This is a genomic window from Variovorax sp. M-6 (genome assembly GCF_052114385.1).
GTDB lineage: Bacteria > Pseudomonadota > Gammaproteobacteria > Burkholderiales > Burkholderiaceae_C > Variovorax.
In genome coordinates this window covers 45,592-71,597 of sequence record NZ_JBFREQ010000022.1, presented here as the reverse complement: position 1 = coordinate 71,597, position 26,006 = coordinate 45,592, and the positions used below count along the sequence as shown (strand labels likewise).

Below are 26,006 nucleotides of genomic sequence, written 5' to 3'. Positions count from 1 at the left end.
ACCGCCTCAGGCCAGTGCGTTGCCGAGCAGCGCGACGCCGAACAGCGCCACCGCGGCGCCCGCGATGCGCGGCAGCCAGCGATGGCCGTGGCGCAGCGACCAGCCGGCTGCGATGCCGGCCGCATGCAGCAGCACGGTGGCAGCCAGCATGCCGGCCAGGGTCAGCGCGGCGCCGGACTCGCCGTGCAGTTCCTGCCCGTGCGCGACACCATGGAAGACTGCGAAGATGCCGACCAGCGCGGCCGCGGCCAGCGCCGGCAGCTGCCGACGGGTCGCGACCAGCAGGCCCAGCACCAGCAGCGAGGCCGCGATCATCGGTTCGACCGCAGGCAGCTGCACGCCCGCGAGTCCGACGAGTGCGCCGACCAGCAGCATCGAGGCGAAGCCCAGCGGCGCCCACAGCAGGTCGGGCCAGGCGCGGCGCGCCGCCAGTGCGCTCCATAGGCCGACCGCCACCATCGCGGCCAGGTGGTCGGGACCGGTGAGCGGGTGCAGGAATCCCGCCAGGAAGTCGTGGTGCGCGCCGGCGTCGGCCCCGGTGTGGGCGTTCGCGGCCAGCGGCAGCGCGGCGAGCAGCAGGGCGAGGGCGGGTACGGTGCGGTTGGATCGCATGGTGAATGTCCTGGGTGTTGTTCGAGCGGGGTCAGACGATCGGCTGGTGCACGGTCACCAGCTTGGTGCCGTCGGGAAAGGTGGCCTCGACCTGGATGTCCGGGATCATCTCGGCGATGCCGTCCATGACGTCGGCGCGGGTCAGCACGGCGCGGCCCTCGCTCATCAACGCGGCGACGCTCTTGCCGTCGCGCGCGCCCTCCATCACGGCGGCCGAGATCAGCGCCACGGCCTCGGGATAGTTGAGCTTGAGCCCGCGGGCCCGGCGCCGTTCGGCCAGCAGGGCTGCGGTGAAGATCAGCAGCTTGTCTTTTTCGCGCGGTGTGAGTTCCATGGGGGCGGAGGCGGCGTCTTGGGGCTGGCCAGTAGTGGGCGGTCGTGAACCATTGCAACAGTCGTGCCTTGCGCGTGCTGCGGCCGGCCCGCGCAGCGAGGCCCATTGGTGAAACGCCGCGGAACCGGCTTTGCCGGGCCGCTGGTGTTGCCCCCGGTCGGGGGTGGGCGGGCTACACGACGTGAGCCCAACCTGGGGGGTGAGTACAGGTGGGCACGAAAGCTGCACCGTCCCGGCGTGGACACCCCCGCCATTTCTCCCGCTCCGAGCGACGAAGCGCCGCAGCGCATCGTCAAGGTGCGGCGCGACTACAACAGCTGGGTCGCGCGCGAAACGCTGGAGGACTACGCGCTGCGCTACACGCCGCAGCGCTTCCGCCGGATGTCCGAATGGCGGGTGGCCAGCACGGCCTTCGGCGGCGCGGCCTCGTTCCTGATCCTGGAGGCGGTCGGCGCCACGCTGCTGGTGCAGTACGGCTTCGTCAATGCCTTCTGGGCGATCCTGGTCACCGGGCTGATCATCTTCCTGGCCGGGCTGCCGATCAGCGTCTACGCGGCGCGCTACGGCATCGACATGGACCTGCTCACGCGCGGCGCCGGCTTCGGCTACATCGGCTCGACCCTGACCTCGCTGATCTACGCCTCCTTCACTTTCATCTTCTTCGCGCTGGAAGCCGCGGTGATGGCCTATGCGCTCGAACTCGCGCTCGGCATCCCGCCGGTCTGGGGCTACCTGGTGTGCGCGCTGGTCGTGATCCCGCTGGTCGCCCACGGCATTTCGGCCATCAGCCGGCTGCAGGTCTGGACCCAGCCGGTCTGGCTGCTGATGCTGGTCGTGCCCTTCGGCTACGTGCTGGCGCGCGATCCTGGTGCGTTCTCGGGAATTTCGCACTACATCGGTGTCAGGTCGAAGGCGGATGGCTTCGATCTGCACCTCTTCGGTGCCGCCTTGACCGTGGGCATCGCCTTGATCACCCAGATGGGCGAGCAGGCCGACTACCTGCGCTTCATGCCGGCGCGCACGGCCGCCAACCGCGGCCGCTGGTGGGCCGGCGTGCTGGCGGGCGGACCCGGCTGGGTGGTGCTTGGCGTGCTCAAGATGCTGGGCGGCGCGCTGCTGGCCTACCTGGCGATCCGCCACATGGTGCCGCCGGAGCGCGCCGTCGACCCCAACCAGATGTACCTGGCCGCCTACGAGTACGTGTTCCCGAACTACGGCTGGGCGGTGGCGGCGACCGCGGTGTTCGTGGTCATCTCGCAGCTCAAGATCAACGTCACCAACGCCTATGCCGGCTCGCTGGCCTGGAGCAACTTCTTCTCGCGCGTCACGCACAGCCATCCGGGCCGCGTGGTGTGGGTGGTGTTCAATGCGCTGATCGCCTTCATGCTGATGGAGATGAACGTGTTCGAGGCGCTCGGCGACGTGCTGGGCCTCTACGCCAACATCGCGATCGCCTGGATGATGGCGGTGGTGGCCGACCTGGTCGTCAACAAGCCGCTGGGCCTGTCGCCGCCGGGGATCGAGTTCAAGCGCGCCCACCTGTGGGACATCAACCCGGTCGGGGTCGGCGCGATGGCGCTGGCCTCGGTGCTCTCGATCACCGCGCACCTGGGCGTCTTCGGGCCGCTGGCGCAGGCCTTCTCGGCGCTGATCGCGCTCGGCACCGCCTTCGTCGCGGCGCCGCTGATCGCCTGGGCGACCCGCGGGAAGTACTACATCGCGCGGGTCTCCGATGACGACGGTGCCGCGCCCTTCGCGCCGTCGGCGCGCCGCTCGGCGATCCGCTGGGCGCGGGTCGAGTCGGATGCCGGCAGCTATCGCCGGACTCAAGGCCCCCACGCTCCGCACTGCGTGTCGTCGCTGCCCCCCGAGGGGGCGCAGTCCGCCTTGGGGCGGCCCGGCGGCGAACTCTTCACCCAGCTCTGCGTGATCTGCGAGCGCGAATACGAAGGCCCGGACATGGCGCACTGCCCCGCCTACCAGGGCGCGATCTGTTCGCTGTGCTGCACGCTGGATGCGCGCTGCGGCGACCTCTGCAAGCCGCAGGCGAGCCTGTCTGCGCAGTGGTCCGGCGCCTTGCGCTGGCTGCTGCCGCGCCGCGTCTGGCCCTACCTCGACACCGGGCTCGGCCACTTCCTGCTGCTGATGCTGATCGTCGTGCCGCTGCTGGCGGCCGTCTTCGGTGTGCTGTACCAGCAGGAGCTGCGGGCGCTCGCCGAGGGAGCCTTCAGTGAAGCGACGATGCTCGGCATGCAGCCGGCATCGCTGCGTTCCGGCTTCCTCAAGGCCTACATGGCACTGCTCGTGATCGCCGGCATCGTCGCCTGGTGGCTGGTGCTCGCGCACCAGAGCCGCAAGGTGGCGCAGGAGGAATCGAATCGCCAGACCCACCTGCTGGTGCGCGAAATCGAACTGCACCGCAAGACCGACCATGCGCTGCAGGCGGCCAAGCAGAGCGCCGACCATGCGCGCAGCCTCGCAGAGGAAGCCAGGCGCGCGGCCGACCAGGCCAACCAGGCCAAGAGCCGCTACATCAGCGCCATCAGCCATGAGCTGCGCACGCCGCTCAACAGCATCCTGGGCTACGCGCAACTGATGGGCGAGGACGCCGCGGTGCCGCCGCATCGCCGGCAGGCGGTAGCGGTGATCAGGCGCGGCGGCGAGCACCTTCTGTCGCTGATCGAGGGCACGCTGGACATCGCCCACATCGAGGCCGGCAAACTCACGCTCAACGCCCGGCCGATGGCGTTCGCGGAGCTGATGAGCGAGCTGGCCGACATGTTCGAGCTGGAGGCCGCCGAGAAGGGGCTGGCCTTCCGCTTCGAGCCCAGCGGCGGCCTGCCCGACATGGTGCGCGCGGACGAGAAGCGGGTGCGGCAGATCCTCATCAACCTGCTGGGCAACGCCATCAAGTTCACTGCCGCCGGCCAGGTCACGCTGCGGCTGCGCTATGCGCGCGAATTCGCCGCGATCGAGATCGAGGACACCGGGCCGGGCATGTCGGCGGCGGAACTCGGCCGCATCTTCGAGCCTTTCGCGCGCGGCGCCACGGCCGGCCCGGCGGCACCCGGCGCCGGACTCGGACTGACGATTGCCAAGATGCTGGTCGACCTGATGGGCGGCGAGATGAGCGTGCAGAGCACGCCCGGCGTCGGCTCGCGGTTCAGCGTGCGGCTGTTCCTGCCGCGCGTGCACGAGGTGCCCGCCGGCGGCGGTCGGCGTGTTCGGGCGCCCGCGGCGCGGCTGCGGCACGGCTACGAAGGCCGCCGGCGGCGCCTGCTGGTGGTCGACAACGAGGAGGCCGATCGCGAGCTGCTGGTGCAGGTGCTGGCGCCGCTGGGTTTCGAGCTGCGCACCGCGGCCAGCGGCCACGACGCGCTCGACCTGGTGGCGGCGGGCTGGCATCCCGATGCGATGTTCGTCGATCTCGCGATGCCGGGCATCGATGGCTGGGAGACGATCCGCCGTTCGCGCGCCCTGGGGCTTGCGCAGGGGGCGGTTGCGATCGTCTCGGCCAATGCCTTCGACAAGCGCCTGGAGAACGATGTCGGCATCACGCCCGATGATTTCTTCGTCAAGCCGGTGCGCCACAGCGAGCTGCTCGACTGGCTCGAGCGCCGCCTCGGCATCCTGTGGACCGAGAGCGCCGTCGCGCCACCTGCCGCCGTCGAGGCCGCGGTGGTGGTGCTGCCTTCGGCCGCGCGGCTGCGCGCGCTCGAGGAAGCGGTCGGCCTGGGCTATTTTCGGGGCATCATGAACCAGCTCGACGACATCGACACGGCGCAGCCCGAGTGCGCGGCGTGGACCGCCGCCCAGCGCGCGCTGGCGCGGCAGTTCCAGTTCGAGGCCATGAGCCGTGCGCTGAGCGCGGCAGTGGGGACTTCATGAGCGGCTCGGACAATCCCCCCCTGCTGGTCGATACGCTGCGCGGCAGCGGCGGCAACAGCGACCTGGTGCTGATCGTCGACGACGTGCCCGACAACCTCGCGGTGCTGCACGATGCGCTCGACGAATCGGGCTACACCGTGCTGGTCGCCACCAGCGGCGAGCAGGCGCTGCAGCGCGCGGCCCAGGCGCGGCCCGACATCGTCCTGCTCGACGCGATGATGCCCGGCATCGACGGCTTCGAGGTCGCGCGCCGGCTCAAGGCCGATGCCGCGACCGCGCACATCCCGATCGTCTTCATGACCGGCCTGACCGAGACCGAGCACCTGGTGGCCGCGCTGGAGGCCGGCGGGGTCGACTACGTGACCAAGCCGATCAAGCCCAAGGAGGTGCTGGCGCGCATGAACGTCCACCTGCAGGGCGCGCGGCGCGCGCGGCAGGCCGCGCAGCAGGCGGGCCAGGCGCGCAATGCGCTCGATGCCTTCGGCTATGCCAGCATCACGGTGCGCATGCCCGAGGGCAAGCTGATCTGGCAGACCGCACTGGCGCGCGAGATGCTGCTGCGCTACTGCGGCACCAGCGCGCCGGTGACGCCACCCGCGGTGCTCGCGTGGCTGCGCCGCCACCTGCCGGATGCCCAGCAGCGCCAGGTCGAACCGCCCGCGCTCGCGATCGCGCACGGCGCGAACCGCCTCAGCCTGCGCCTGCACCAGCAGACCGGCCACGACGACGACGGCGACGACTGGCTGATCATCATGCGCGAGCTGTCGGACACCGCGGTGATCGAGACCATGAGCCTGAGCCTCAAGCTCACGGCGCGCGAGGCCGAGGTTCTGTACTGGGTGGTCAAGGGCAAGACCAACAAGGACATCGGCGAGATCCTCGGCAGCAGCCCCGCGACCGCCAAGAAGCACCTGGAGCGGGTCTACGTCAAGCTGGGCGTCGAGACCCGGACGGCGGCAGCGGGTGTGGCGATGAAGCGCATCCGCGAGTTGCAGCCCCAGTTCGAGTTCTGAGTCACGCGCGGCTCCTAGAATGCGCGGCCATGGCCCGACGTCTTCTTGCCCCGCTTCTTTGCGTCCTGGCGCTGCAGGTCCATGCCGCCGGCCACTTCGACATCGACGACGCCGGCACGCTGGACCCGGGCCAGTGCCAGTACGAGGTCTGGGGCGGGCGCTTCGGCACGGCGCCGGTCACCGACTACCACCTCGGGCCCGCATGCCGGGTCGGCCCGGTCGAACTCGGCTTCAACGTCGATCGTGCTTCGGTGCCGGGCGAACATGCCTACGGCGCCGGGCCGCAGCTCAAGTGGACCTTCATGGGGCAGCAGGACGATGCGCGGCTCAGCGCGGCGCTGTTCTTCAGTGCGGTCTGGGATGTCACGCACGGCGGTCGCGCCGGCGGCCAGTTCGTGGTGCCCGTGACCTGGCATCCGCTCGACAGCCTGTACGTCAACCTCAATCTCGGCTATGACTGGACGCCCGGCAGCGGCGAGCGGACCGGGCGCGGAGGGCTTCAGGGCGCCTGGTCGGTGAACGACAAGGTCTGGCTGATCTTCGAACGCTTCAAGGCCGTGGATGCCTGGACCTCGCGTGCCGGCGTGAGGTTCAACCTGACACCGACGATCAGCATCGACCTGAGCGCCGCGCGCAGCGGCCCGGACGGGGTCCGGGGCTACGCGATCGGGCTCAATCAGGTCTTTCAGCGTTAGGGCCTGGCGACTTACAGCGCGGCCTGGCGGGTGAACGAGATCTTCGGCTTGCTGTACGCGCTCGGCACCTGGTCGCGATAGAACGCGCGGCGGTCGAGGCTGGCCAGCGGGTCGTGCGCTTTCGCGACCGCTTCGGCACGCACGGTGGCGCGGCTGGCGGTGGAGCTGAAAGGCTGCGCACCCGCGCTGGCTCCGTCGGCATAGACGTTGCCCTGGCGCGCTGCGGCCACTGCCTGGCCGGCCACTTCGGAGCGGCTCGCGGACGAGGTCAGGGCATGCACGCCGTCGTAGGTTTCTGCGTTGGCGCCGGCCGCAGCCAGCAGGGACAGTGCAGCGGCGGCGATGATCTTCGAGGCTTTCATTTCACTTCCTTCACAGGGGTTTGTCGGTGAAGAGAAGTTTGGAGCCGAACGCCACCGCACAACCGCCGCAGATGGAACCGCGGCGTTAGCAGCCTGGAAACAATCGGAGCCACAGGGCCTGAACAGGCCCTAGAGTTCAGCGCCTTCGACCAGGAACCGGACCCGCCGCACGCCCTGCCATTCGTCGGCATCGAGCCGCCAGGCGAGCACCACTTTCGGCGGCAGCGGCTCGGTGTGGCCGAACCAGATGCCGTCCACCGGCTTGCCGCGGTGCTTGAGCTTGAGCGCGAGGTGCTTCTCGCCGACCAGGCGCTGAGAGACCACCTCGACCTCCTCGCTGAAGGTCGGCGGCGCGAAGCCCTGGCCCCAGACCTCGCGGTGCAGCGTGTCGACCAGATCGACCCGCAGGTACTCGGGCGCCAGCGGACCGTCGGTGTCGAGCCGGCGCGTCAGCGTGGCGGCGTCGAGCCACTCCTGGGCGACCTGGGCCAGCGCCTGCTCGAAGACCGGGAACTGCTCGCGCGCCACGGTGCAGCCGGCCGCCATCGCGTGGCCGCCGAAGCGCAGCAGCACGCCGGGGTGCCGCTTGGCGACCAGGTCGAGCGCATCGCGCAGATGGAAGCCGGGGATCGAGCGGCCCGAGCCCTTGAGCTCGTGCGCCTTGCCGTCGGCGCCGCTGGCGGCGAAGACGAAGGTCGGCCGGTGGAAGCGCTCCTTGATGCGCGAAGCCACGATGCCGACCACGCCTTCATGGAAGTCGGCGCCGAACACGCTGATCGCCGCCGGCGGCTCCAGGCTGTCGTCGAAGAGCGTCTCGGCCAGCGCCAGCGCCTTGTCGCGCATGCCGCCTTCGATGTCGCGCCGCTCGCGGTTGATGCCGTCGAGCATGCGGGCGAGTTCGTCGGCGCGACCGGCATCGTCGGTCAGCAGGCACTCGATGCCGAGCGTCATGTCGGCCAGGCGGCCGGCGGCGTTGATGCGGGGCCCCAGCGCAAAACCGAAATCGAAGGTGGTCGCCGCGGCCGCGTTGCGGCCCGCCGCCTTGAACAGCGCGGCGACGCCGGCCTGCATCGTGCCGGCGCGGATGCGGCGCAGCCCCTGGGCCACCAGGCGCCGGTTGTTGGCGTCGAGGCGGACCACGTCGGCGACCGTGCCGAGCGCCACGAGGGGCAGCAGGACATCGAGCTTCGGCTGGCCGGCGACATCGAACACGCCGCGCGTCCGCAGTTCGGTGCGCAGCGCCAGCAGCACGTAGAACATCACGCCCACGCCGGCGATGCTCTTGCTGTCGAATTCGCAGCCGGGCTGGTTGGGGTTCACCAGCACGTCCGCCTCGGGCAGCACCGGGCCCGGCAGGTGGTGGTCGGTCACGAGCACCGCGAGGCCGCGCGCCTTGGCGGCGGCGACGCCTTCGACGCTCGCGATGCCGTTGTCGACCGTGATCAGCAGGTCGGCGCCGCTCGCGGCGACGCGCTCGGCGATTGGCGGCGTGAGGCCGTAGCCGTCGATGACGCGGTCGGGCACGAGATAGCTCACGTGCCGCGCGCCCAGCAGGCGCAGGCCGCGCACCGCGACGGCGCAGGCGGTGGCGCCGTCGCAGTCGTAGTCGGCGACGATGCACAGGCGCTTGTCGTCGCGGATCGCGTCGGCCAGCAGCGACGCGGCCTCGCGCGCGCCGCGCAGCGTGTGCGGGGGCAGCAGCAGGGCGAGGCCGTCATCGAGCTCCGCCTTCGCGAGCACGCCGCGCGCGGCATAGAGTTGCGCCAGCAGCGGATGCACGCCGGCCTGTTCGAGCGCCCAGGCGCTGCGCGGGGGGATGGCCCTGGGGAGGATCTTCATGCTCACAATGCCTCGAGGACGGGGGCGGCGCCGGGACGGCCGAACAGGCCCCGGGCCCAGCGCGCGAAGCCGCGCGGCTGCACGCCGAAGCGATGGGCGCCGCGGTCGCCGCAGAGTGTCAGCGTGACCGCGTCGCCTCGCGTGCAATCGGCCAGCAGTTCGGCCACCGGCCCGGCGTCCAGCGCCTGCCAGGCCGCGGCCCAGCCGGCGCCGTCGTCGCGCAGGGCGGGCGGGCGCAGAGACTCGGCCACCGTGGGCGCGGCACCGGTCGGCACGAACGCGGCGGGCAGGCGGCCGGTGCCGCTGAGCCAGAAGGAATTGATCGGCGGTACGCCGCGCGCGGTGCGGGCGTCGTTCACGCGTTCGGTGTAGAGCAGCATCTGCATCTCGTTCTGGAGCCGGCGCAACGGCCGCCCGGCATCGGACAGCGGCGACCACTGCGAGATCGGGAAGCCGACGGCACGGTCGATCGACGCGGTCGCCAGGCCGTCGAAGATCGGGCCGCGTGCCAGCCAGCGCCCGGGCGTGGCCGTGGCGTGCAGCGCGATACCGTCCTCCTCGAAGAAGGGCCGCGCCGCGGCCAGCAGCGCGTCGGACTCGGCGGCGTCGATCTCGATGGCGCCCGGGTCGCCCAGCACGACGTCGTCGATGCCGACTTGCCAGTGGCACAGCGTGGCCACGCCCCAGGCCTGGCCGCCGTCCGTCGGGCCGAGACCCGCCTTGCTGGCCTCCAGGGCGGCCCAGGGAATGCAGCCATCGGCCGCGGCGATGCCCAGGGCCTCCGCCAGCGCGCGCTCGTGCGGCGGCGAGCGGGTGCTGTCGTCCTGGCTGTCGGCATGCAGCAGTGTGAGCCGGGCCAGCAGCGCCTCGAGTTTCGGCAGCCGGAGGCCGGCCAGCGCCTCGCGGCAGGCCGGAGAACCCCGGCCGGCGAAAGGAATGAGCAGATGGCGGGCAGTGGGAGGGGCTGGCATGGGCCTATTGTCCGGGATGCCACAATTCCTCCCCATGCGACTCCCCTATGAACTGCAACTCGGCTGGCGTTACACCCGTGCCGGCCGGGCCACGCGGCGCAACGGCTTCATCTCCTTCATCTCCGGGGTCTCGATGTTCGGCATCGCGCTGGGCGTGGCGGCACTGATCATCGTGCTGAGCGTGATGAACGGCTTTCAGAAGGAAGTCACCGACCGCATGCTCGGGGTGATCTCGCACATCGAGATCTTCTCGCGCGACGGCCAGGCGCTGGCCGACATCGACGCCATCATGGCCGAGGCGCGCAAGAATCCCGAGGTGATCGGCGTCGCGCCCTTCGTCGCCGCACAGGCGCTGCTGGCGCGCGGCGAGGACATGAAGGGCGCGCTGATCCGCGGCATCGACCCCAGGCTCGAGCCGCAGGTGACCGACATCTCGACCACCGCGCAGCAAGGCGCGCTCGACAAGCTGGTGCCGGGCGAGTTCGGCATCGTGCTGGGCATCGAGCTGGCGCGCTCGATGTTCGTGCGCGTGGGCGACCAGGTCACGCTGGTGGCGCCCGGCGGCCAGGTCACGCCGGCGGGTGTCATGCCGCGCTTCAAGCCCTTTACCGTGGTCGGCACCTTCGACTCGGGCCACTACGAATACGACTCGGCGCTGGCCATGATCCACGCCGAGGACGCCGCCCGCGTGTTCCGCCTCGAGGGCCCGACCGGCGTGCGCCTCAAGCTCAAGGACCTGCACCAGGCGCGCGAGGTGGCCGACCAGCTGGCGGCCACGCTGCCGGGCCAGTTCCTGATCCGCGACTGGACGCGCGCCAACAAGACCTGGTTCGCGGCGGTCCAGGTCGAGAAACGCATGATGTTCATCATCCTCACGCTGATCGTCGCGGTGGCGGCCTTCAACCTGGTCTCGACGCTGGTGATGACCGTGACCGACAAGCGCGCCGACATCGCGATCCTGCGCACGCTGGGTTCCAGCCCGAAAAGCATCATGGGCATCTTCGTGGTCCAGGGGGCGATGGTCGGCGTCATGGGCACGCTCGGCGGCCTGCTGCTGGGCCTGGGCATCGCCTACAACATCGACGTCATCGTGCCGGCGCTGGAGCGGCTCTTCCATGCCAGCTTCCTGCCCAAGGACATCTACCTGATCAGCAAGATGCCGAGCGACCCGCAGCGCGGCGACATCCTGCCGATCACCGTGATCTCGCTGGTCCTGGCCTTTGTCGCCACCCTCTATCCGAGCTGGCGGGCGAGCCGCGTCAATCCGGCGGAGGCGCTGCGCTATGAGTAAGACGGCGAACGACGTGGTGTTGAAAGTCCGCGGATTGACCAAGCGCTTCCACGAAGGCCGCATCGACCTCACGGTGCTGCACGGCGTCGACCTCGACGTCCACGCGGGCGAGACACTGGCGATCGTCGGCGCCTCGGGGTCGGGCAAGAGCACCCTGCTGCACCTGATGGGCGGCCTCGACGCGCCGACCGCCGGCAGTGTCGAACTGCACGGCGAGAACATCGCCCATGTCGACGCGGCCGAGCAGGGCCGGCTGCGCAACCGGCACCTCGGCTTCGTCTACCAGTTCCATCACCTGCTGCCCGAGTTCAGCGCGCTCGACAACGTGGCGATGCCGCTCAAGATCCGCCGCGCGCCACCGGCCGAGGCGAGCGAGGCGGCGGTCGCGATGCTGAGCGCCGTGGGCCTGGGCGAACGCGTGCAGCATCGGCCGGCGGAACTGTCGGGCGGCGAGCGCCAGCGGGTGGCGATCGCGCGCGCGCTGGTCACCGCGCCCGACTGCGTGCTGGCCGACGAGCCCACCGGCAACCTCGACCGCGCGACCGCCGACGGCGTGTTCGCGCTGATGCTGCGCCTCGCGCACGAGCGCAACACGGCGTTCGTGATGGTCACGCACGACGAGAGCCTGGCGGCGCGTTGCGACCGCGTGCTGCGGCTCACCGCGGGCCGGCTGGCGGACTGAGCTCAGGCCGGCGCCGGGCCGCCAGCCCGGCGAAGTCCGCGCTTCGCGCAGACGGGCGGCCTGCTGACGCCCCCTCGGTGGGCGGCGACCACACGACGCGTGGGGGCCTTTCAGGCGGCGACGACGATCGGGAAGCTGGCCTTCCAGCCGTCCGAGGCGCGCTCGAACGGAACGGTGAGCGCGGCTCGCGCCTCTTCCGAAAGGCGGCGCCAGAGACCGTCCCGTGCGTTGCCCGGCGCCCCTTCCACGTAGAGCTGGGTGGTCAGCAGTTCGCGGCCGGCCAGCTTCACCTTGACGTGGATGTGAGGCGTGCGGCCGCTGTAGGGCACCGGCCGGATGGTGTGGAAGCGGTAGCGGCCGTCGGCATCGACCGCCACCCGGCCGAAGCCCTGGAAGGCACGATCGGCGCGGTCGCCGTCGCCCGGGTGGTGATAGTGGCCCGCTTCATCGCATTGCCAGATCTCGACCAGCGCGCCTCGCAGCGGGCGGCCATCGAGGTCGGTGACCGTGCCGTCGACCCAGGCCGGCTGGGTGGCGCCGTAGTTCAGCGTGCCGTTGCGCAACAGGTCGCCGTCCGAGTCGGCCGGCAGGGCCACCGGGTAGAACGGCCCTTCGGTCTGCGAAGGCGTCGGGCGCCGGGGCGCCGCTGGCTGCGCGCGGGCGCCCAGCCAGAGTGCCGGCAATGCAAGCGCTGCCGCTGCGACCGTGCGTCGGGGCAGGTTCCGGGGCGTGGGCGAGGTGTTCATCGCTCTTTCGAGCGATGGCGGGCTCGGCGAGTTCCGTGAGGGCTGCCGGACGGCGGGACGATCGCCTCGCCGTTCAGGCCGCGATCGAATAGCCGCCATCCACAGGGATCGCCGTCCCGGTCACGAAGTCCGACGCCGCACTGGCGAGGAACACCGCGATGCCCGCCAGATCCTCGGGCTTGCCCCAGCGCCCCGCCGCCGTGCGGGCGATCACGCGCTCGTTGAGGCCCGGCACCTGGGCCCTGGCGCCGTCGGTCAGCTCGGTCTGGATCCAGCCCGGCAGCACGGCGTTGACCTGGATCCCGTCGGCCGCCCAGGAGGCGGCCATCGCCCGGCTCAGCTGCACAATGCCGCCCTTGCTGGCGCCGTAGGCCGGCGCATACGGCGCACCGAAGATCGACATCATCGAGCCGATGTTGATGATCTTGCCGCCACCGGCAGTCTTGAGGTGCGGATGCGCGGCGCGGCAGCAGAGAAAGGCGCTCGTGAGGTTGGTGTCCATCACCTGGTGCCACTCGGCCAGCGCGAGCTGGTCGACGGGCTTGCGCACCGTGGTGCCGGCGTTGTTGACCAGGATGTCGAGCCGGCCGCAGCGCGCGACGGCCTCGTCGAACAGGGCTTGCACCGAGTCCTCGTCGGTCACGTCCGCCGCCAGCGCGAAGCTGTCGCTGCCCAGCGCCTTCAGTGCCGCCACCGCGTCGGCCGACTTCTGCGGGTTGCGCGCCGCGATCACCACGCGCGCCCCGGCGCCGGCCAGCCCCTTGGCCATGCCGAGCCCGATGCCGCCGTTGCCGCCGGTCACGAGCGCGACCTTGCCCTTCAGATCAAACATGGAATCTCCTTGTGATGGCTAGCGCCACCCGTCCCGACGCATGCGTGCCGCCGAAGCCGCGGGCCGGGCAGCAGCACGATGCCGGTTCCCTGAGCCAATCTGGGGGTGCTAGAGGATGCGATTGAACCAGAGCAGCGACAGGCCGGCGGAGAGCAGCGCGAGTGCCGCGGCGCCCATCGCGAACAGCGCCGAGATCTCGGTCTCCTTCTTCTCGACCGTGAGCCTCGAGCTGAGCGTGTTGTAGACCTTCTTGAGGTCGTTCGCGGTGCCCGCATAGAAATACTCGGCCTGCGTCTTGTTGGCGATCGCCTTGAGCGTCTCCTCGTCGAGCCGCACCCGCATCGACCAGCCCTCGAAGCCGATGGTCTCGCCGTCGACCGTGCCGATGCCCACCGTGTAGACGCGTACGCCGTGGTCGGCCGCGACCTTGGCGGCATCGAGCGGATCGACGCCGGTGGTGCGCTGGCCGTCGGTCAGCATGATGATCGCGGCCGAGGTGTAGGAGCCCGGCGCGACCGGCGTGAACTCCTTCGGCGGCGGCTTGCCGGCGCGCTCGATGGGGACGCCGGTCTGGCGGCTCTTCGGCGCGAAGTCGGAGATGTCGATGCCCGCGTCGGGGAACAGCGTGGCCAGAGACACCACGATCGCGTTGCCGGTGGCGGTGGCGCGCTGCAGCTGGAAGGAGTCGATCGCGGTGACCAGGTCCTCGCGATTGGTGGTCGGCAACTGCGCCACCTGCGCGCTGCCCGCGAACGCGACGATACCGACCTTCACGGTGCGCGGCAGCTCCTTCAGGAAGCTCTTGGCCGCCTCCTGCGCGGCGACCAGCCGGTTGGGTTGCACATCGGCCGCACGCATGCTGCCGGAGACGTCCATCGCGAGGATGATGGTCTGCTGGTTCGACGGCAGCACCACCACCGCCATCGGCCGCGCGGCCGCGATCAGCATCGCGCCCAGTGCCAGCAGGAACAGCAGCGGCGGGATGTGGCGCCGCACGGTCTGGCCGGCGCTCATGGCCTCGCGCACGATCGACAGGCTGGCATAGCGCAGCGCCAGCTTCTTCTTGCGCCGGATCAGCCAGAGGTACAGCAGCACCAGCAAGGGCATCGCGAGCAGCAGCCAGAGGAATTGAGGCCAGAGGAAAGTCATGAAGCCACCATCCGGGACTGTCCGCCGCGCACGCGGCGCTTGCGCATGTCGGCGAAGCGCACGATGGCCTCCACCAGATCGTCGGCGGTCGAGAGTTCGAGTGCGTCGACGCCGATCCTGGCCAGCGCCTGGCGCAAGGTGGCTTCGCGTTCCGCGGCGATGCGGGCGAAGCGCTTGCGAAAACTCGCGTCGTGGGTGTCGACCCAGAGCTGTTCGCCGGTCTCGGCGTCGCGCAGCGGCACCAGGCCGAGGTCGGGCAGTTCGAGCTCGAGCGGATCGAACAGGCGCACCGCCACCACGTCGTGGCGCTGCACGAGGTGGGCGAGCGGCCGTTCCCAGCCGGGCTCGGTGACGAAATCGGAGACCACGAACACGGTCGAACGGCGCGGCATCAGCACCGCGGCCGACTTGAGCAGGTCGGCCAGGCGGGTCATGCCTTTCTGGTCGGGGGCGATCTTTGCTGCGCGGCGCTCCATGGCATACAGCAGGTGCAGCACATGGCGCCGGCCGGTGCGCGGCGGGATCACGGCTTCGATGTCGTTGCCGTAGACCATTGCGCCGACGCGGTTGCCGTGCCGGGTCAGCAGCCGGGCGACGACGCCGACGAAGCCGGCCGAGATCTCGCGCTTGGCCCTGGCGCCCGAGCCGAAGTCGACCGAGCGGCTGAGGTCGAGCACGAACCAGGCCGCCATCTCGCGGTCCTCCGTGAACACGCGCACGTGCGGAGTCTGCAGCCGTGCCGTGACGTTCCAGTCGATGTGGCGCACGTCGTCGTGGTGCTGGTACTCGCGCAGGTCGGCCAGGTCCAGGCCGGTGCCGCGCATCAGCGTGCGGTAGTCGCCCTGCAGCAGGCCGTCGAGCCGGCGGATCACGGTCCATTCGAGCCGGCGCAGCGCGCGCTCCACGCCGCCGGCCGCAGCGTCGATGGTTGCGAGCTGCTCGTCGTTGGCGGCTTTCGCGCGCTTAGGCCACCAGCTTTTCATGTTCGAGCGGCTTGGGCGGTGCGGGCACCGCCCGCATGATCCTGTCGATCAGGCTGTCGGGCGTGAGGCCCTCCGAGAGTCCCTCGTACGACAGCGTGACGCGGTGGCGCAGCACGTCGGGCACCAGCGCGGTCATGTCCTCGGGCAGCGCATAGTCGCGGCCGCGCAGCAGGGCCAGGGCGCGCGCGCCCTGGGTCAGGTTGATGCTGGCGCGCGGGCTGGCACCGAAGGTGATGAAGCGCCGCATGTCCTTCAGGCCGTGCTTCTCGGGCGTGCGCGTGGCCGACACCAGCCTGACCGCGTACTGGATCAGCGAGGGGTCGACATAGACGCGCTGGGCCTCGGCCTGCAGGGTCGCAAGCTGGTCGGTGGTGGCAACCGGAAGGGCTTCCACCGGCGGGCCGATCACGCGTTCGACGATCACGAACTCTTCCTCGTCGCTGGGATAGTCGACCAGCACCTTCATCATGAAGCGGTCGACCTGCGCCTCGGGCAGCGGGTAGGTGCCTTCGGTCTCGATCGGGTTCTGCGTCGCCATCACGAGAAAGGGGCGCGGCACCTTGTGCGTCTCGCCCGCGATCGTGACCTGGCGCTCCTGCATCACTTCGAGCAGCGCGCTCTGTACCTTGGCCGGCGCCCGGTTGATCTCGTCGGCGAGCAGCAGGTTGGCGAACACCGGGCCCAGCGAGGTGCTGAAGTCCCCGGTCTTCTGGTTGTAGATGCGGGTGCCGACCAGGTCGGCCGGCACCAGGTCGGGGGTGAACTGGATGCGCTTGAACCGGCCGCGCACGGTATCGGCCAGCGTCTTCACCGTCAGCGTCTTGGCCAGCCCGGGCACACCCTCGACCAGCAGGTGCCCGCCGGCCAGCATCGCCACCATCACCCGTTCGAGAAAGCGGTCCTGGCCGACGACGACGCGCTTGACCTGATAGAGGATCTGCTCCATCAGCTCGGCCGTGACCGGGGCGGGCGATTCGGACTCTGTGCTCATGCTGGGTGCTTTCGTCGGTGGTCAGAAGGGCGGCGAGCCGGCCGCGGATGCCGCGTTCTCGATCGGCACGGCGAAGCCGATGCCGATGAAGGTGCGCTGCTGGGTCGGGTTCAGGATGGCGGTCACGATGCCGAGCACCTCGCCGTTCATGTTGATCAGCGGGCCGCCCGAGTTGCCGGGATTGGCGGCGGCGTCGAACTGGATCAGGTTGCTGAGTTCCTGCTTGCCTTCGGGCGAGCGGAAGGAACGATTGAGACCGGACACCACGCCGGCCGACACCGAGGGCCCGATGCCGAACGGGAAGCCGACTGCCACCACCTGGTCGCCCGGCATCAGGTCGGCGGTCGACCGCATGGTGGCCGGGATCAGGTCGTCGGGCAGCTTCTGGGCCTGCAGCACCGCCAGGTCGTTCTCGGGCTGCAGCGCGGTGATGGTGGCCGGCGCCTCGAGGCCGTCGGCGAAGGTCACCTTGATGGTCTCGGCACCGGCGACCACATGCAGGTTGGTCAGGATCACGCCCTTGTCGACGATCACCACGCCGGTGCCGACGCCGCGCTCGACCTGCTTGCCCGGCACTTCGTCGGTGGCCTCGGGCGGCTTGACCTTGGCGAGATTGCGGCCGCGCTTCTCGGTCTTGGCTTCGGGCGTCGTCTTCTCGGTGCCGTAGCCCACCACGCGGACCACGGAGGGGCGGATGATGTCGGCGGCCCTGGCGGCAGGCGAGGGCAGCGTGGCGGTCTGCAGCGTGCGCAGCACCGCCGCGTCGATGTCCTTCTGGGTCAGCGCCTGCGTGCCCTGGCGCGGCCAGAGGTAGGCGCCGGTGGCGCCCATGCCGACCACCAATGCCAGCAGCAGGCCGAAGCTGCGACGCCCGGGCTGCCAGCCAGCGGCAGGGGCTGGCGCGACAGTCTGGGCGGCCTCGGGCGCAACGGCCAGGGCCGCATCCTGCGGCCCTCGGGGCGAGCGGCTGTAGAAAGCAGGCCTGCGCATCGGGGCACCTCCGCACAAAAGAGAGAGTCGCTGTAGGAGGCACGGTAGCACGCTTTCCGCGGCCGTGCATCCCTTCGGGCATCATCGCGCGATGTCCCGCTTCGTCGACACCCATTGCCACCTCGATGCGCCCGAGTTCGGCTCGGAAATGCCCCGGATCCGGGCCCGCGCGAGGGACGCCGGCGTCACGCTCTGCGTCATCCCCGCGGTGGCGGTCTTCAACTTCGCGGCCGTGCGCGAACTGGCGCACTTGCAGGACGATGCCTATGCACTCGGCATCCATCCGCTGTGCACCGGCGAGGCGCGCGACGAGGATCTCGCGCTGCTCGACGAGGAACTGGGCCGCCGGCGCGACGACCCGCGGCTGGTGGCCGTGGGCGAGATCGGCCTCGACTATTTCGTCGCCGGCCTGGACCCCGTGAAGCAGGAACGCTTCTTTCACACTCAGTTGCAACTGGCGCGCAAGCACGGGCTGCCGGTCATCATCCATGTGCGCCGCTCGGTGGACAAGGTGCTGATGCACTTGCGCAAGGTGGCACCGGGCCAGGGCTGGCAGGGCATCGCGCATGCCTTCAACGGCAGCGAGCAGCAGGCGCAGGCCTGCATCGACCTGGGCCTGAAGCTGGGCTTCGGCGGCGCCGTGACCTTCGAGCGCGCGCTGCAGCTGCGCCGGCTCGCTGCCACGCTGCCGCTGGACGCGATCGTCATGGAGACCGACGCGCCCGACATCCAGCCGCACTGGCTCTACCGCACGCAGGCGCAGCGGGAGGCGGGCGAGCCGCAGGGACGCAACGAGCCCGGCGAGCTGCCGCGCATCGCCGAGGTCGTGGCGGGCCTGCGCGGGATCGACGGGGCGGCGCTGGCCGAAGCGACCACGCGCAACGCCGCGGCGGCCCTGCCGCGTCTGGCCTCGCTGATCGGCCTGTCGGCCGACCGCCCGCGCCCGGCGTAGGCGAAGCACCCGACTTGCGTCCGTTGCGGTGAGGCACGGGCTTTTGGTGTCATCCTTTGGCCTCGTGCAGTCGTTGCATCACAGTGGCATGCCCGTCACTCCAACTCATACAAGGAGCTTTTCCATGAGCAAATCCATCGTTCGCACCCTTCCCGCCGCAGTGGCCCTGGCCTTCGCTTGCATCGGCGTGTCGGCGGTTGCGCAAACCGCGGCGCCCAGCACCACCGAGAAGGTGGAGAACGCCGGCGAGAAGGCCTGGGATGCCACCAAGAGCGGCACCGAGAAGGCCTGGGACGCGACCAAGAGTGGCACCAAGAAGGCCGTGAAGGCGACCGAGAAGGGCGCCAAGGCGACCGGCAAGGCGGTCGACAACGTCGCCAGCGACGCCGCCGCCGGCACCCGCAAGGTCGGCAACAAGATCGGCGAGAAGATCCCGGGCACCGAGCAGAACGAAGCCGCCAAGAAGCCTTGACTGGCCCCCACGCTCCCTCACTTCGCGAGGGGGCGCAGGCCCGGCTTGGGACGGCCCGGCGCCGGCCTGAGCGCGATTGAGCCGGCGCGCGGCCCATTGAAAAACCCGCCATCGGCGGGTTTTTTTCATGCGGCGGGCAGTGGCGTGACGGCGCGGTGCACCAGCGGTGTCTCGGGCGTCGGGTAGCCCGCGGCGCCGAAGGTGCGCACGATCGCCTTGTGGGTGTCGAAGTAGACCTGCCAGTAGTGGTCGGTGTGGGTGTACGGCCGCACCGCGAGCAGGGGCCCTTCGGGCGTGAACTGCAGGATCTCGACGTCCGGCGGCTGCTCGGCCGAGACGTTGGGGATCTGGCTCACCGCGGCCTTGAGCAGCTCGATGGCCTGGTTCACGTCGACCCCGTTGGCGATCTTCGCGGTGACGTCGACCCGGCGAAAGGCCAACTGGCTGAAGTTCTGGATCGGATCCGACAGCACCTTGTTGTTGCCCACCGTCGTGACCACGTTGTCGGGCGTGACGATGGTGGTGCCGAACAGGCCCAGCTCCTTGACGGTGCCGTTGATGCCGCCGCCGACCGTGACGTAGTCGCCGACCTTGTACGGACGCAGCACCTGAAGGAACACCCCGGCCGCGAAATGCGTGAGCAGGCCGCCCCAGGCGGTGCCGATCGCCAGTCCGGCGCCGGCCAGCAGCACCGCGAAGGAGGTGGTGCGGACGCCGAACATGTCGAGGATCGCGAGGATCAGGACGATGTTCAGCAGCACGCCGAGGATCGAGACCAGGTAGTGGCTCAAGGTCGGGTCCATGCGCTTGCCGCGCTCGAGGGCCTTGGCCACCAGGCGCTGCGCCAGGCCGATCAGCCAGCGGCCGACCGCCCAGGCGATCAGGGCACCGATCACTTTCAGGCCAAAATCCACGCCTTGCGTCGTCAGGAAAATCCAGATCGCTTCCGTATTCATTTCTTCTCCTCGCAGGTGCCGATGCTTCAGCAAACCGTGCAGCGTTCGTCGTCATGAATAAGCCGGTCTCGCGCCCAGGCGACGTCAAGGCCGTGCTCACGGGGCTCGCGCCAATCGTTTCCGAGAACACCGCCTTGTTGATTCTCGGCAGCTTTCCTGGGGCCCGGTCGATCGCGCAGCAGCAGTATTATGCGCACCCGCAAAATGGTTTTTGGAAGATTTTGCAGGCGCTGTGGCCCGCAAACCCGCTGCCAGTGGGTGAAGACAGCTATAAAAAGCGTAGCGCCTGGCTGCTCGACCGGGGGCTCGGCGTGTGGGATGTCTATGCCAGTTGCGAGCGCGAAGGCAGCCTCGACTCGGCGATCCGCGAGCCCGTGGCGAACGACATCGCGAGCCTCCGGCTGCCCCGGCTCGCGGCCATTGCACACAACGGCGGCGAAAGCTTCCGGCATGCGCGGCACACGCGGGCGCTGGGCGTCCCGGTCCATCGGCTGCCCTCGTCGAGTCCTGCCAACGCATCCTGGAGCCTCGAGCGCAAGGTCCAGGCGTGGCGCGAGGTGTTTGAAAGGTATTTGGTCATTCCATGAAAGTCTCCCTTCCCGAGGTCAATTTCTCCGATTGGGGCGATGTGCGCTATCTGCACCTCGGCACCGAATGGGTGCAGGGGTCGATGAAGCTCGATGCGCCCTTCGAGATCGAGCTCGAATACGTCCAGCGCATGATGGCGTGGCTCCTGTTCGTCGATCCCGCAGGCGTCGGCAAGCGACACGCGATGCAACTCGGCCTGGGCGCGGCCAGCCTGACCAAGTTCTGCCGCAAGACCCTGCGCATGCGCACCACGGCGATCGAGCTCAATCCGCAGGTCGTGGCCGCCTGCCGCGGCTGGTTCAAGCTGCCGGCCGACGACACCAAGCTCGAGATCGTGGTCGCCGATGCCGCGGTCGAGATCCGCAAGCCGCGCTGGCTGGGGACGGTCGATGCGCTGCAGGTCGACCTGTACGACCACGAGGCGGCCGCGCCAGTGCTCGACAGCGAAGCCTTCTACGCCGACTGCCGCGCCTTGCTGACCGAGGACGGCGCCATGACGGTCAACCTGTTCGGCCGCTCGTCGAGCTACGAGCGCAGCCTCGAGAAGATCACCGCGGCCTTCGGCGCCGAGGCGGTCTGGGCCTTCAAGCCGACGCGCGAGGGCAACACCGTGGTGCTGGCCCAGCGCGAAGCCACCCGCCCCAAGCGGCCCCTTCTTGCCGAGCGCGCCCAAAGCATCCAGACTCGCTGGGGCCTGCCCGCGCCGAAGTGGCTGCGGGTCTTCAAACCCCAGAGCTGAACTCCCCATGAGCGCCGTCACCCCCGCCGCCACCGCCGCCTCGCGTCACGAGGGCCCGCTGGTCCTGCGCCACCTGATCGAATGGCTGGCCCAGGACGGCGTGATCTCGCCGGTCGAAGCCAAGCGCACGCAGGCGCGCTGCGCCCAGGCCGAGAGCCGCCAGGCGCCGCTGGTTCGCCTGGCCAATGTCGCGATGACCCGCGAGAGCGACGGCAAGCCGCTCGATCTCGAGATGCTGGCCCAGTGGCTGGCCGGCCGCGCCGGGCTCTCGTACCTGCGCATCGACCCGCTCAAGGTCGATGTGGGCAAGGTCGCCGACACCATGAGCGCGGCCTATGCCGAGCGGCACAAGGTGCTGCCGGTGCAGGTGACGCCGAGCGAGGTGGTGGTGGCCACGGCCGAACCCTTCCTGACCGACTGGATCGCCGAAGTCGAGCGCCAGTCGCGCCGCACGGTGCGCCGGGTGGTCGCCAACCCGGCCGACATCCAGCGCTACACGGCCGAGTTCTTTGCGCTCGCGAAGTCGGTGCGGGCGGCGCAGAAGGCCGGCGGCAACGCCGGCGGCGCCAGCTTCGAGCAGCTGGTCGAACTCGGCAAGAGCAACAAGCAGCTCGACGCCAACGACCAGAGCGTGGTGCAGGTGGTCGACTGGTTGTGGCAGTACGCCTTCGACCAGCGCGCCAGCGACATCCACCTGGAACCGCGGCGCGACCAGGGCATGATCCGCTTCCGCATCGACGGCGTGCTGCATCCGGCCTACCAGATGCCGATGGGCGTGATGAACGCGATGGTCGCGCGCATCAAGCTGCTGGGCCGGATGGACGTGGTCGAGAAGCGGCGTCCGCTCGACGGCCGCATCAAGACGCGCAACCTGCGCGGCGACGAGGTCGAGATGCGCCTGTCGACGCTGCCGACCGCCTTCGGCGAGAAGATGGTGATGCGGATCTTCGACCCCGACACGGCGGTCAAGGACCTCGACGCGCTCGGCTTCGCCCCGCACGACGCGCAGCGCTGGGAGAAGCTCGTGACCCGGCCGCACGGCATCATCCTGGTGACCGGCCCGACCGGCTCGGGCAAGACCACCACGCTGTACTCGACGCTCAAGCGCGTCGCGACCGAGCAGGTCAACGTCAGCACGGTGGAGGACCCGATCGAGATGATCGAGCCCTCCTTCAACCAGACGCAGGTGCAGGCGCAACTCGATTTCGGCTTCACCGAAGGCCTGCGCGCCCTGATGCGGCAGGACCCGGACATCATCATGGTCGGCGAGATCCGCGACCTCGCGACCGCCGAGATGGCGGTGCAGGCGGCGCTCACCGGCCACCTGGTCTTCAGCACCCTGCACACCAACGACGCGCCGAGCGCGATCACCCGGTTGATGGAGCTGGGCGTGCCGTCCTATCTGATCAACGCGGTGATGCTCGGCGTGCTGGCCCAGCGCCTGGTGCGCACGCTGTGCCCTCATTGCAAGCAGCCGGACGAATCGGTGACGCGCGAGAGGCTGGCCGAGTTCGTCAAGCCGTGGCAGATCAACGGCTCGGTGCGGGCCTACAAGCCGGTCGGCTGCGTCGACTGCCGCATGACCGGCTACATGGGGCGCATGGGGCTGTACGAACTGCTGAGCATCAGCGAGGAATTCAAGGCCCTGGTCACGAAGGAGCCGAACACGGTCGGGCTGCGGCGCCAGGCGGTGGTCGACGGCATGCGGCCGTTGCGCCTGGCCGGCGCGCTGCGGGTCGCGGAGGGCGTCACCACCATCGAGGAAGTGCTCAGCGCCACCCCTCCGCTGGAATGAGGCAAGCAGGGATAACCCTGAAGAGTCGGTAGGTGGAATCCACATCGGGCTGACTTCCACCTGACCACACAATCTCCGATCGAGTTTTTTCGTGGAGACTGTTCGTGAAAATCAAGAGTCAGAAAGACTTCTTCTCGGGGGTGATGTTCGCCGTCGTGGGAGTCGCGTTCGCCTGGGGGGCGACGACCTACAACGTCGGCAACGGCGCCCGCATGGGCCCGGGCTACTTCCCGCTGATGCTCGGCATCCTGATGGCCGTCATCGGGCTGGTGATCATGTTCACCGGCCTCACGGTCGAGACCGAGGACGGCGAGAAGATCGGCAAGTGGGCCTGGAAGCAGGTGGTCTACATCCTCGGCGCCAACCTGGCCTTCGGCGTGCTGCTGGGCGGCCTGCCGAGCCTCGGCGTACCCGCCATGGGAATGATCATCGCGATCTACGCGCTGGTCCTCATCTCGAGTCTCGCGGGCAGCGAATTCAACCTGCCCAAGGTGCTGATCCTCGCCACGGCGCTGGCCGTCGGCAGCTACATCGCCTTCATCTGGGCGCTCAAGCTGCAAATCCAGGTGTGGCCCACCTTCATCACGGGCTGAGGACTGGCAAATGGAACTTCTCAACAACCTTTCCCTTGGCTTTGGTGTCGCGTTCACCTTCACCAACCTGCTGTACTGCCTGGTCGGCTGCATCCTGGGCACCCTGATCGGCGTGCTGCCGGGCATCGGCCCGGTCGCCACCATCGCGATGCTGCTGCCGGCGACCTACGCGCTGCCGCCGGTGTCGGCCCTCATCATGCTGGCCGGTATCTACTATGGCGCCCAGTACGGTGGCTCCACCACCGCCATCCTGGTCAACCTGCCGGGCGAATCGTCCTCGGTGGTGACCGTCATCGACGGCTACCAGATGGCGCGCAAGGGGCGGGCGGGGCCTGCGCTGGCCGCGGCCGGCCTGGGTTCGTTCTTCGCCGGCTGCGTCGGCACGCTGATCCTGGCGGCGTTCGCGCCGCCGCTGACCGAACTGGCCTTCAAGTTCGGCCCGGCCGAGTACTTCTCGCTGATGATCCTGGGCCTGATCGGCGCCGTGGTGCTGGCCTCGGGCTCGCTGCTCAAGGCGATCGCGATGATCGTGCTGGGCCTGTTGCTGGGCCTGGTCGGCACCGACGTGAATTCCGGCGTGGCGCGCTTCAGCTTCGACATTCCCGAACTCACCGACGGCATCGGCTTCGTCGCCATCGCGATGGGCGTGTTCGGCTACGGCGAAATCATCGCCAACCTGTCGCGGCCGGAGGAAGACCGCGAGGTGTTCACCGCCAAGGTGTCCGGCCTGTTCCCGACCAAGGACGACTTCAAGCGCATGGTGCCCGCGGTGCTGCGCGGCACGGCGCTCGGCGCGGCGCTCGGCATCCTGCCCGGCGGCGGCGCGCTGCTGGCGGCCTTCGCGGCCTACACCATCGAGAAGAAGACCAAGCTGCATCCGGGCGAAGTGCCCTTCGGCAAGGGCAACATCCGCGGCGTGGCGGCTCCCGAGTCGGCCAACAACGCCGGCGCGCAGACCTCCTTCATCCCGCTGCTGACGCTGGGCATCCCGCCCAACGCCGTGATGGCGCTGATGGTCGGCGCGATGACGATCCACAACATCCAGCCCGGTCCGCAGGTCATGACCAGCAACCCGGAACTGTTCTGGGGCCTGATCGCCTCGATGTGGCTCGGCAACGCGATGCTGATCATCCTGAACCTGCCGCTCATCGGCATGTGGATCAAGCTGCTGTCGGTGCCCTACAAGTACCTGTTCCCGGCCATCGTGCTGTTCTGCGCCATCGGCGTGTACTCGACCAACAACAACACCTTCGACATCTGGATGGTGGCGATCTTCGGTTTCGTCGGCTACACCTTCTTCAAGCTCGGCTGCGAGCCCGCGCCGCTGCTGCTGGGCTTCATCCTGGGGCCGATGATGGAAGAGAACCTGCGCCGCGCCCTGCTGCTGTCGCGTGGCGACTGGATCGTCTTCGTCACGCGGCCGATCTCGGCCGGCCTGCTGGCGGCGGCGCTGCTGCTGCTGATCATCGTCCTGCTGCCGGCGGTGAAGTCCAAGCGCGAAGAAGCCTTCGTCGAGGATTGATCCCCCTGCGCCCTCGCGGCAAGCAAGAGAACGGCACCTTCGGGTGCCGTTTTTTTTATGGCGACTTGTGCGCGCGCGGAGGCTTCATGTGCTGCCGCGCCATGGCCAGGAAGGCCAGGGCGGCGGGGTTGAGCGGATGCTTGGCCAACCGCACCGCGACCACCGGATACTCCAGCGTCGGGCGCGTGACCGTCACCGCGCGCAGGTTGCCCGGCATCAGGACCTCGACGTAGCGCGGCAGCAGCGCGACGCCGGCACCGGCCTGGATCAGTCCGAAGGCCGTCGACAGCATCGACACGTGATGGACCACCCGCGGGTAGACGTTGGCCACGCTCGACAGCTGCCGGCTGACCGCACGCCAGACGTTGGCGTCCGGATTGACATGGATGAACGGCAGCGACTCCAGGTGGCGGGCATCGATCACCACGCGCTGCGCCAGCGGATGGTCGTCGCGAACGAACAGGGCCATGCGCTCGACGAAGAGCGGCTCGGTCGCCAGTTCCGAATGCCGCTGGCCGATGTCCGAGCCGAAGCCCAGGTCGGCCTCCTGCGACAGGATCCGCGAGATCATCTGTTCCGCCGTGCTGTCCATCAGCGTGGTCGCGAGCGCCGGGTACTGCTGCGAGAAGCGGCCCAGCAGGGGCGGCAGCAGGGCGCCCGCCGTGAGGTGGCCCACCGCCAGCACCACGCGCCCCTCGCGCAGCTGGGACTGCGAGAGGCAGGCGCCGACCGACTCGTCGATCAGCCGCAGCGCGCGCACTGCGGTGTCGACCATCATCTGGCCCGCGTTGGTGATGCGGATGCGGCGACCGCGTACGACCAGAGGCTGCCCGAGCTCGTGTTCCATGCGCTTGATCAGGTGGCTGATCGCGGGCTGGGTGAGTTGGAGGGCCTCCGCCGCCAGCGTGAAGCTGCCGGTGTCGGCGACCGCTGCCAGCGCCCGCAGCTGCTGCAGGGAGATCTCTTCGCCGGCGATCCGGGTCATAAGTTCAATTCATAGTTCGATAAACT

At 69.5% G+C, this 26,006-nt stretch carries 25 protein-coding genes; 12 read left to right on the top strand and 13 right to left on the bottom strand.

Going from position 1 to position 26,006, the window contains the following annotated elements; genetic code table 11:
* Window positions 1–6 precede the first annotated feature (6 nt).
* Complete coding sequence (locus tag AB4Z46_RS22705) at window positions 7–612, bottom strand: HupE/UreJ family protein (RefSeq protein WP_442285803.1); 606 nt, start codon at window positions 610–612, stop codon at window positions 7–9.
* Window positions 613–643: 31 nt separating this feature from the next.
* Complete coding sequence (locus AB4Z46_RS22700; protein ID WP_286369833.1) at window positions 644–946, bottom strand: urease subunit gamma; 303 nt, start codon at window positions 944–946, stop codon at window positions 644–646.
* A 222-nt stretch (window positions 947–1,168) separates the two neighbouring features.
* Here AB4Z46_RS22700 and AB4Z46_RS22695 point away from each other — a divergent pair, with 222 nt between their 5' ends.
* The 3 genes from AB4Z46_RS22695 to AB4Z46_RS22685 are packed head-to-tail and all read left to right on the top strand — an operon-like array spanning window position 1,169 to window position 6,542.
* A complete protein-coding gene (locus AB4Z46_RS22695) occupies window positions 1,169–4,834 on the top strand; it encodes a hybrid sensor histidine kinase/response regulator (protein WP_442285860.1) in 3,666 nt (1,221 codons plus the stop codon).
* Window positions 4,831–5,847: a response regulator gene (locus tag AB4Z46_RS22690; RefSeq protein ID WP_442285802.1), complete on the top strand. Its 1,017-nt coding sequence runs from the start codon at window positions 4,831–4,833 to the stop codon at window positions 5,845–5,847. The genes AB4Z46_RS22695 and AB4Z46_RS22690 overlap by 4 nt, the downstream gene beginning before the upstream one ends.
* A 29-nt stretch (window positions 5,848–5,876) precedes the next feature.
* Complete coding sequence (locus AB4Z46_RS22685; RefSeq protein WP_442285801.1) at window positions 5,877–6,542, top strand: hypothetical protein; 666 nt, start codon at window positions 5,877–5,879, stop codon at window positions 6,540–6,542.
* Between the two features lie 11 nt (window positions 6,543–6,553).
* On the opposite strand, the gene AB4Z46_RS22680 is transcribed toward AB4Z46_RS22685, so the two are convergent.
* From AB4Z46_RS22680 to AB4Z46_RS22670, 3 genes are all read right to left on the bottom strand, one after another.
* Window positions 6,554–6,904 (bottom strand): alpha/beta hydrolase, encoded by a 351-nt coding sequence (locus tag AB4Z46_RS22680; RefSeq protein WP_442285800.1) that lies wholly within the window; start codon window positions 6,902–6,904, stop codon window positions 6,554–6,556.
* A gap of 129 nt (window positions 6,905–7,033) precedes the next feature.
* Window positions 7,034–8,743 (bottom strand): single-stranded-DNA-specific exonuclease RecJ, encoded by a 1,710-nt coding sequence (gene recJ / locus AB4Z46_RS22675; RefSeq protein WP_442285799.1) that lies wholly within the window; start codon window positions 8,741–8,743, stop codon window positions 7,034–7,036.
* A 2-nt stretch (window positions 8,744–8,745) separates the two neighbouring features.
* The gene (locus AB4Z46_RS22670; RefSeq protein WP_442285798.1) at window positions 8,746–9,714 is read right to left on the bottom strand and encodes a hypothetical protein; all 969 of its coding nucleotides are present in this window, start codon (window positions 9,712–9,714) and stop codon (window positions 8,746–8,748) included.
* Window positions 9,715–9,748: 34 nt separating this feature from the next.
* Between AB4Z46_RS22670 and AB4Z46_RS22665 the strand changes: the two genes are divergently transcribed.
* On the top strand, window positions 9,749–11,005 hold the full coding sequence (locus AB4Z46_RS22665; protein ID WP_442285797.1) for a lipoprotein-releasing ABC transporter permease subunit: 1,257 nt from the start codon (window positions 9,749–9,751) through the stop codon (window positions 11,003–11,005).
* Entirely contained in the window at window positions 10,998–11,687 is a 690-nt protein-coding gene (gene lolD / locus AB4Z46_RS22660) for a lipoprotein-releasing ABC transporter ATP-binding protein LolD (RefSeq protein WP_442285796.1), read from the top strand. The genes AB4Z46_RS22665 and lolD overlap by 8 nt, the downstream gene beginning before the upstream one ends.
* A gap of 110 nt (window positions 11,688–11,797) precedes the next feature.
* On the opposite strand, the gene AB4Z46_RS22655 is transcribed toward lolD, so the two are convergent.
* The 6 genes from AB4Z46_RS22655 to AB4Z46_RS22630 all read right to left on the bottom strand — a co-directional run bounded on the left by AB4Z46_RS22655 (window position 11,798) and on the right by AB4Z46_RS22630 (window position 17,378).
* Window positions 11,798–12,433 carry a dioxygenase family protein gene (locus tag AB4Z46_RS22655; protein WP_442285795.1) on the bottom strand — a complete coding sequence of 212 codons (636 nt, stop codon included), beginning with the start codon at window positions 12,431–12,433 and terminating at the stop codon, window positions 11,798–11,800.
* A 73-nt stretch (window positions 12,434–12,506) separates the two neighbouring features.
* On the bottom strand, window positions 12,507–13,265 hold the full coding sequence (locus AB4Z46_RS22650) for an SDR family NAD(P)-dependent oxidoreductase (protein ID WP_442285794.1): 759 nt from the start codon (window positions 13,263–13,265) through the stop codon (window positions 12,507–12,509).
* A gap of 108 nt (window positions 13,266–13,373) precedes the next feature.
* Window positions 13,374–14,414 (bottom strand): VWA domain-containing protein, encoded by a 1,041-nt coding sequence (locus AB4Z46_RS22645; RefSeq protein WP_442285793.1) that lies wholly within the window; start codon window positions 14,412–14,414, stop codon window positions 13,374–13,376.
* Window positions 14,411–15,397 carry a DUF58 domain-containing protein gene (locus AB4Z46_RS22640; protein WP_442285792.1) on the bottom strand — a complete coding sequence of 329 codons (987 nt, stop codon included), beginning with the start codon at window positions 15,395–15,397 and terminating at the stop codon, window positions 14,411–14,413. Before AB4Z46_RS22640 ends, AB4Z46_RS22645 begins: the two co-directional genes overlap by 4 nt.
* On the bottom strand, window positions 15,378–16,388 hold the full coding sequence (locus AB4Z46_RS22635; RefSeq protein WP_442285791.1) for an AAA family ATPase: 1,011 nt from the start codon (window positions 16,386–16,388) through the stop codon (window positions 15,378–15,380). The genes AB4Z46_RS22640 and AB4Z46_RS22635 overlap by 20 nt, the downstream gene beginning before the upstream one ends.
* 21 nt (window positions 16,389–16,409) lie before the next feature.
* The gene (locus tag AB4Z46_RS22630; protein ID WP_442285790.1) at window positions 16,410–17,378 is read right to left on the bottom strand and encodes a S1C family serine protease; all 969 of its coding nucleotides are present in this window, start codon (window positions 17,376–17,378) and stop codon (window positions 16,410–16,412) included.
* Between the two features lie 91 nt (window positions 17,379–17,469).
* Here AB4Z46_RS22630 and AB4Z46_RS22625 point away from each other — a divergent pair, with 91 nt between their 5' ends.
* Both AB4Z46_RS22625 and AB4Z46_RS22620 read left to right on the top strand, forming a co-directional pair.
* Complete coding sequence (locus AB4Z46_RS22625; RefSeq protein ID WP_442285789.1) at window positions 17,470–18,330, top strand: TatD family hydrolase; 861 nt, start codon at window positions 17,470–17,472, stop codon at window positions 18,328–18,330.
* 124 nt (window positions 18,331–18,454) lie between these two features.
* Entirely contained in the window at window positions 18,455–18,802 is a 348-nt protein-coding gene (locus tag AB4Z46_RS22620; protein WP_442285788.1) for a hypothetical protein, read from the top strand.
* Window positions 18,803–18,927: 125 nt separating this feature from the next.
* Here the strand turns inward: AB4Z46_RS22620 and AB4Z46_RS22615 are convergent, their stop codons facing one another.
* On the bottom strand, window positions 18,928–19,758 hold the full coding sequence (locus tag AB4Z46_RS22615) for a mechanosensitive ion channel family protein (protein ID WP_442285787.1): 831 nt from the start codon (window positions 19,756–19,758) through the stop codon (window positions 18,928–18,930).
* A gap of 53 nt (window positions 19,759–19,811) precedes the next feature.
* Between AB4Z46_RS22615 and AB4Z46_RS22610 the strand changes: the two genes are divergently transcribed.
* The 5 genes from AB4Z46_RS22610 to AB4Z46_RS22590 all read left to right on the top strand — a co-directional run bounded on the left by AB4Z46_RS22610 (window position 19,812) and on the right by AB4Z46_RS22590 (window position 24,995).
* On the top strand, window positions 19,812–20,345 hold the full coding sequence (locus AB4Z46_RS22610; protein WP_442285786.1) for a DNA-deoxyinosine glycosylase: 534 nt from the start codon (window positions 19,812–19,814) through the stop codon (window positions 20,343–20,345).
* Window positions 20,342–21,085 (top strand): spermidine synthase, encoded by a 744-nt coding sequence (locus tag AB4Z46_RS22605; RefSeq protein WP_442285785.1) that lies wholly within the window; start codon window positions 20,342–20,344, stop codon window positions 21,083–21,085. The genes AB4Z46_RS22610 and AB4Z46_RS22605 overlap by 4 nt, the downstream gene beginning before the upstream one ends.
* A 7-nt stretch (window positions 21,086–21,092) precedes the next feature.
* Complete coding sequence (locus AB4Z46_RS22600; RefSeq protein ID WP_442285784.1) at window positions 21,093–22,880, top strand: GspE/PulE family protein; 1,788 nt, start codon at window positions 21,093–21,095, stop codon at window positions 22,878–22,880.
* A gap of 104 nt (window positions 22,881–22,984) precedes the next feature.
* A complete protein-coding gene (locus AB4Z46_RS22595; protein ID WP_442285783.1) occupies window positions 22,985–23,473 on the top strand; it encodes a tripartite tricarboxylate transporter TctB family protein in 489 nt (162 codons plus the stop codon).
* A 10-nt stretch (window positions 23,474–23,483) separates the two neighbouring features.
* A complete protein-coding gene (locus AB4Z46_RS22590) occupies window positions 23,484–24,995 on the top strand; it encodes a tripartite tricarboxylate transporter permease (protein ID WP_442285782.1) in 1,512 nt (503 codons plus the stop codon).
* Between the two features lie 55 nt (window positions 24,996–25,050).
* Here AB4Z46_RS22590 and AB4Z46_RS22585 read toward each other — a convergent pair whose 3' ends face one another.
* Entirely contained in the window at window positions 25,051–25,980 is a 930-nt protein-coding gene (locus AB4Z46_RS22585; protein WP_442285781.1) for a LysR family transcriptional regulator, read from the bottom strand.
* Window positions 25,981–26,006 lie beyond the last annotated feature (26 nt).

Excerpts from the sequence above, each read along its gene's own strand:
- AB4Z46_RS22655 (WP_442285795.1), bottom strand. The coding sequence starts at position 12,433 with ATGAACACCTCGCCCACGCCCCGGAACCTGCCCCGACGCACGGTCGCA.
- AB4Z46_RS22640 (WP_442285792.1), bottom strand. The coding sequence starts at position 15,397 with ATGAAAAGCTGGTGGCCTAAGCGCGCGAAAGCCGCCAACGACGAGCAG.
- AB4Z46_RS22605 (WP_442285785.1), top strand. The coding sequence starts at position 20,342 with ATGAAAGTCTCCCTTCCCGAGGTCAATTTCTCCGATTGGGGCGATGTG.
- AB4Z46_RS22650 (WP_442285794.1), bottom strand. The coding sequence starts at position 13,265 with ATGTTTGATCTGAAGGGCAAGGTCGCGCTCGTGACCGGCGGCAACGGC.
- AB4Z46_RS22620 (WP_442285788.1), top strand. The coding sequence starts at position 18,455 with ATGAGCAAATCCATCGTTCGCACCCTTCCCGCCGCAGTGGCCCTGGCC.
- AB4Z46_RS22625 (WP_442285789.1), top strand. The coding sequence starts at position 17,470 with ATGTCCCGCTTCGTCGACACCCATTGCCACCTCGATGCGCCCGAGTTC.
- lolD (WP_442285796.1), top strand. The coding sequence starts at position 10,998 with ATGAGTAAGACGGCGAACGACGTGGTGTTGAAAGTCCGCGGATTGACC.
- AB4Z46_RS22705 (WP_442285803.1), bottom strand. The coding sequence starts at position 612 with ATGCGATCCAACCGCACCGTACCCGCCCTCGCCCTGCTGCTCGCCGCG.
- AB4Z46_RS22700 (WP_286369833.1), bottom strand. The coding sequence starts at position 946 with ATGGAACTCACACCGCGCGAAAAAGACAAGCTGCTGATCTTCACCGCA.
- AB4Z46_RS22615 (WP_442285787.1), bottom strand. The coding sequence starts at position 19,758 with ATGAATACGGAAGCGATCTGGATTTTCCTGACGACGCAAGGCGTGGAT.
- AB4Z46_RS22690 (WP_442285802.1), top strand. The coding sequence starts at position 4,831 with ATGAGCGGCTCGGACAATCCCCCCCTGCTGGTCGATACGCTGCGCGGC.
- AB4Z46_RS22670 (WP_442285798.1), bottom strand. The coding sequence starts at position 9,714 with ATGCCAGCCCCTCCCACTGCCCGCCATCTGCTCATTCCTTTCGCCGGC.
- AB4Z46_RS22680 (WP_442285800.1), bottom strand. The coding sequence starts at position 6,904 with ATGAAAGCCTCGAAGATCATCGCCGCCGCTGCACTGTCCCTGCTGGCT.
- AB4Z46_RS22665 (WP_442285797.1), top strand. The coding sequence starts at position 9,749 with ATGCGACTCCCCTATGAACTGCAACTCGGCTGGCGTTACACCCGTGCC.
- AB4Z46_RS22590 (WP_442285782.1), top strand. The coding sequence starts at position 23,484 with ATGGAACTTCTCAACAACCTTTCCCTTGGCTTTGGTGTCGCGTTCACC.
- AB4Z46_RS22645 (WP_442285793.1), bottom strand. The coding sequence starts at position 14,414 with ATGACTTTCCTCTGGCCTCAATTCCTCTGGCTGCTGCTCGCGATGCCC.
- AB4Z46_RS22585 (WP_442285781.1), bottom strand. The coding sequence starts at position 25,980 with ATGACCCGGATCGCCGGCGAAGAGATCTCCCTGCAGCAGCTGCGGGCG.
- AB4Z46_RS22600 (WP_442285784.1), top strand. The coding sequence starts at position 21,093 with ATGAGCGCCGTCACCCCCGCCGCCACCGCCGCCTCGCGTCACGAGGGC.
- AB4Z46_RS22630 (WP_442285790.1), bottom strand. The coding sequence starts at position 17,378 with ATGCGCAGGCCTGCTTTCTACAGCCGCTCGCCCCGAGGGCCGCAGGAT.
- AB4Z46_RS22635 (WP_442285791.1), bottom strand. The coding sequence starts at position 16,388 with ATGAGCACAGAGTCCGAATCGCCCGCCCCGGTCACGGCCGAGCTGATG.
- AB4Z46_RS22685 (WP_442285801.1), top strand. The coding sequence starts at position 5,877 with ATGGCCCGACGTCTTCTTGCCCCGCTTCTTTGCGTCCTGGCGCTGCAG.
- AB4Z46_RS22610 (WP_442285786.1), top strand. The coding sequence starts at position 19,812 with ATGAATAAGCCGGTCTCGCGCCCAGGCGACGTCAAGGCCGTGCTCACG.
- recJ (WP_442285799.1), bottom strand. The coding sequence starts at position 8,743 with ATGAAGATCCTCCCCAGGGCCATCCCCCCGCGCAGCGCCTGGGCGCTC.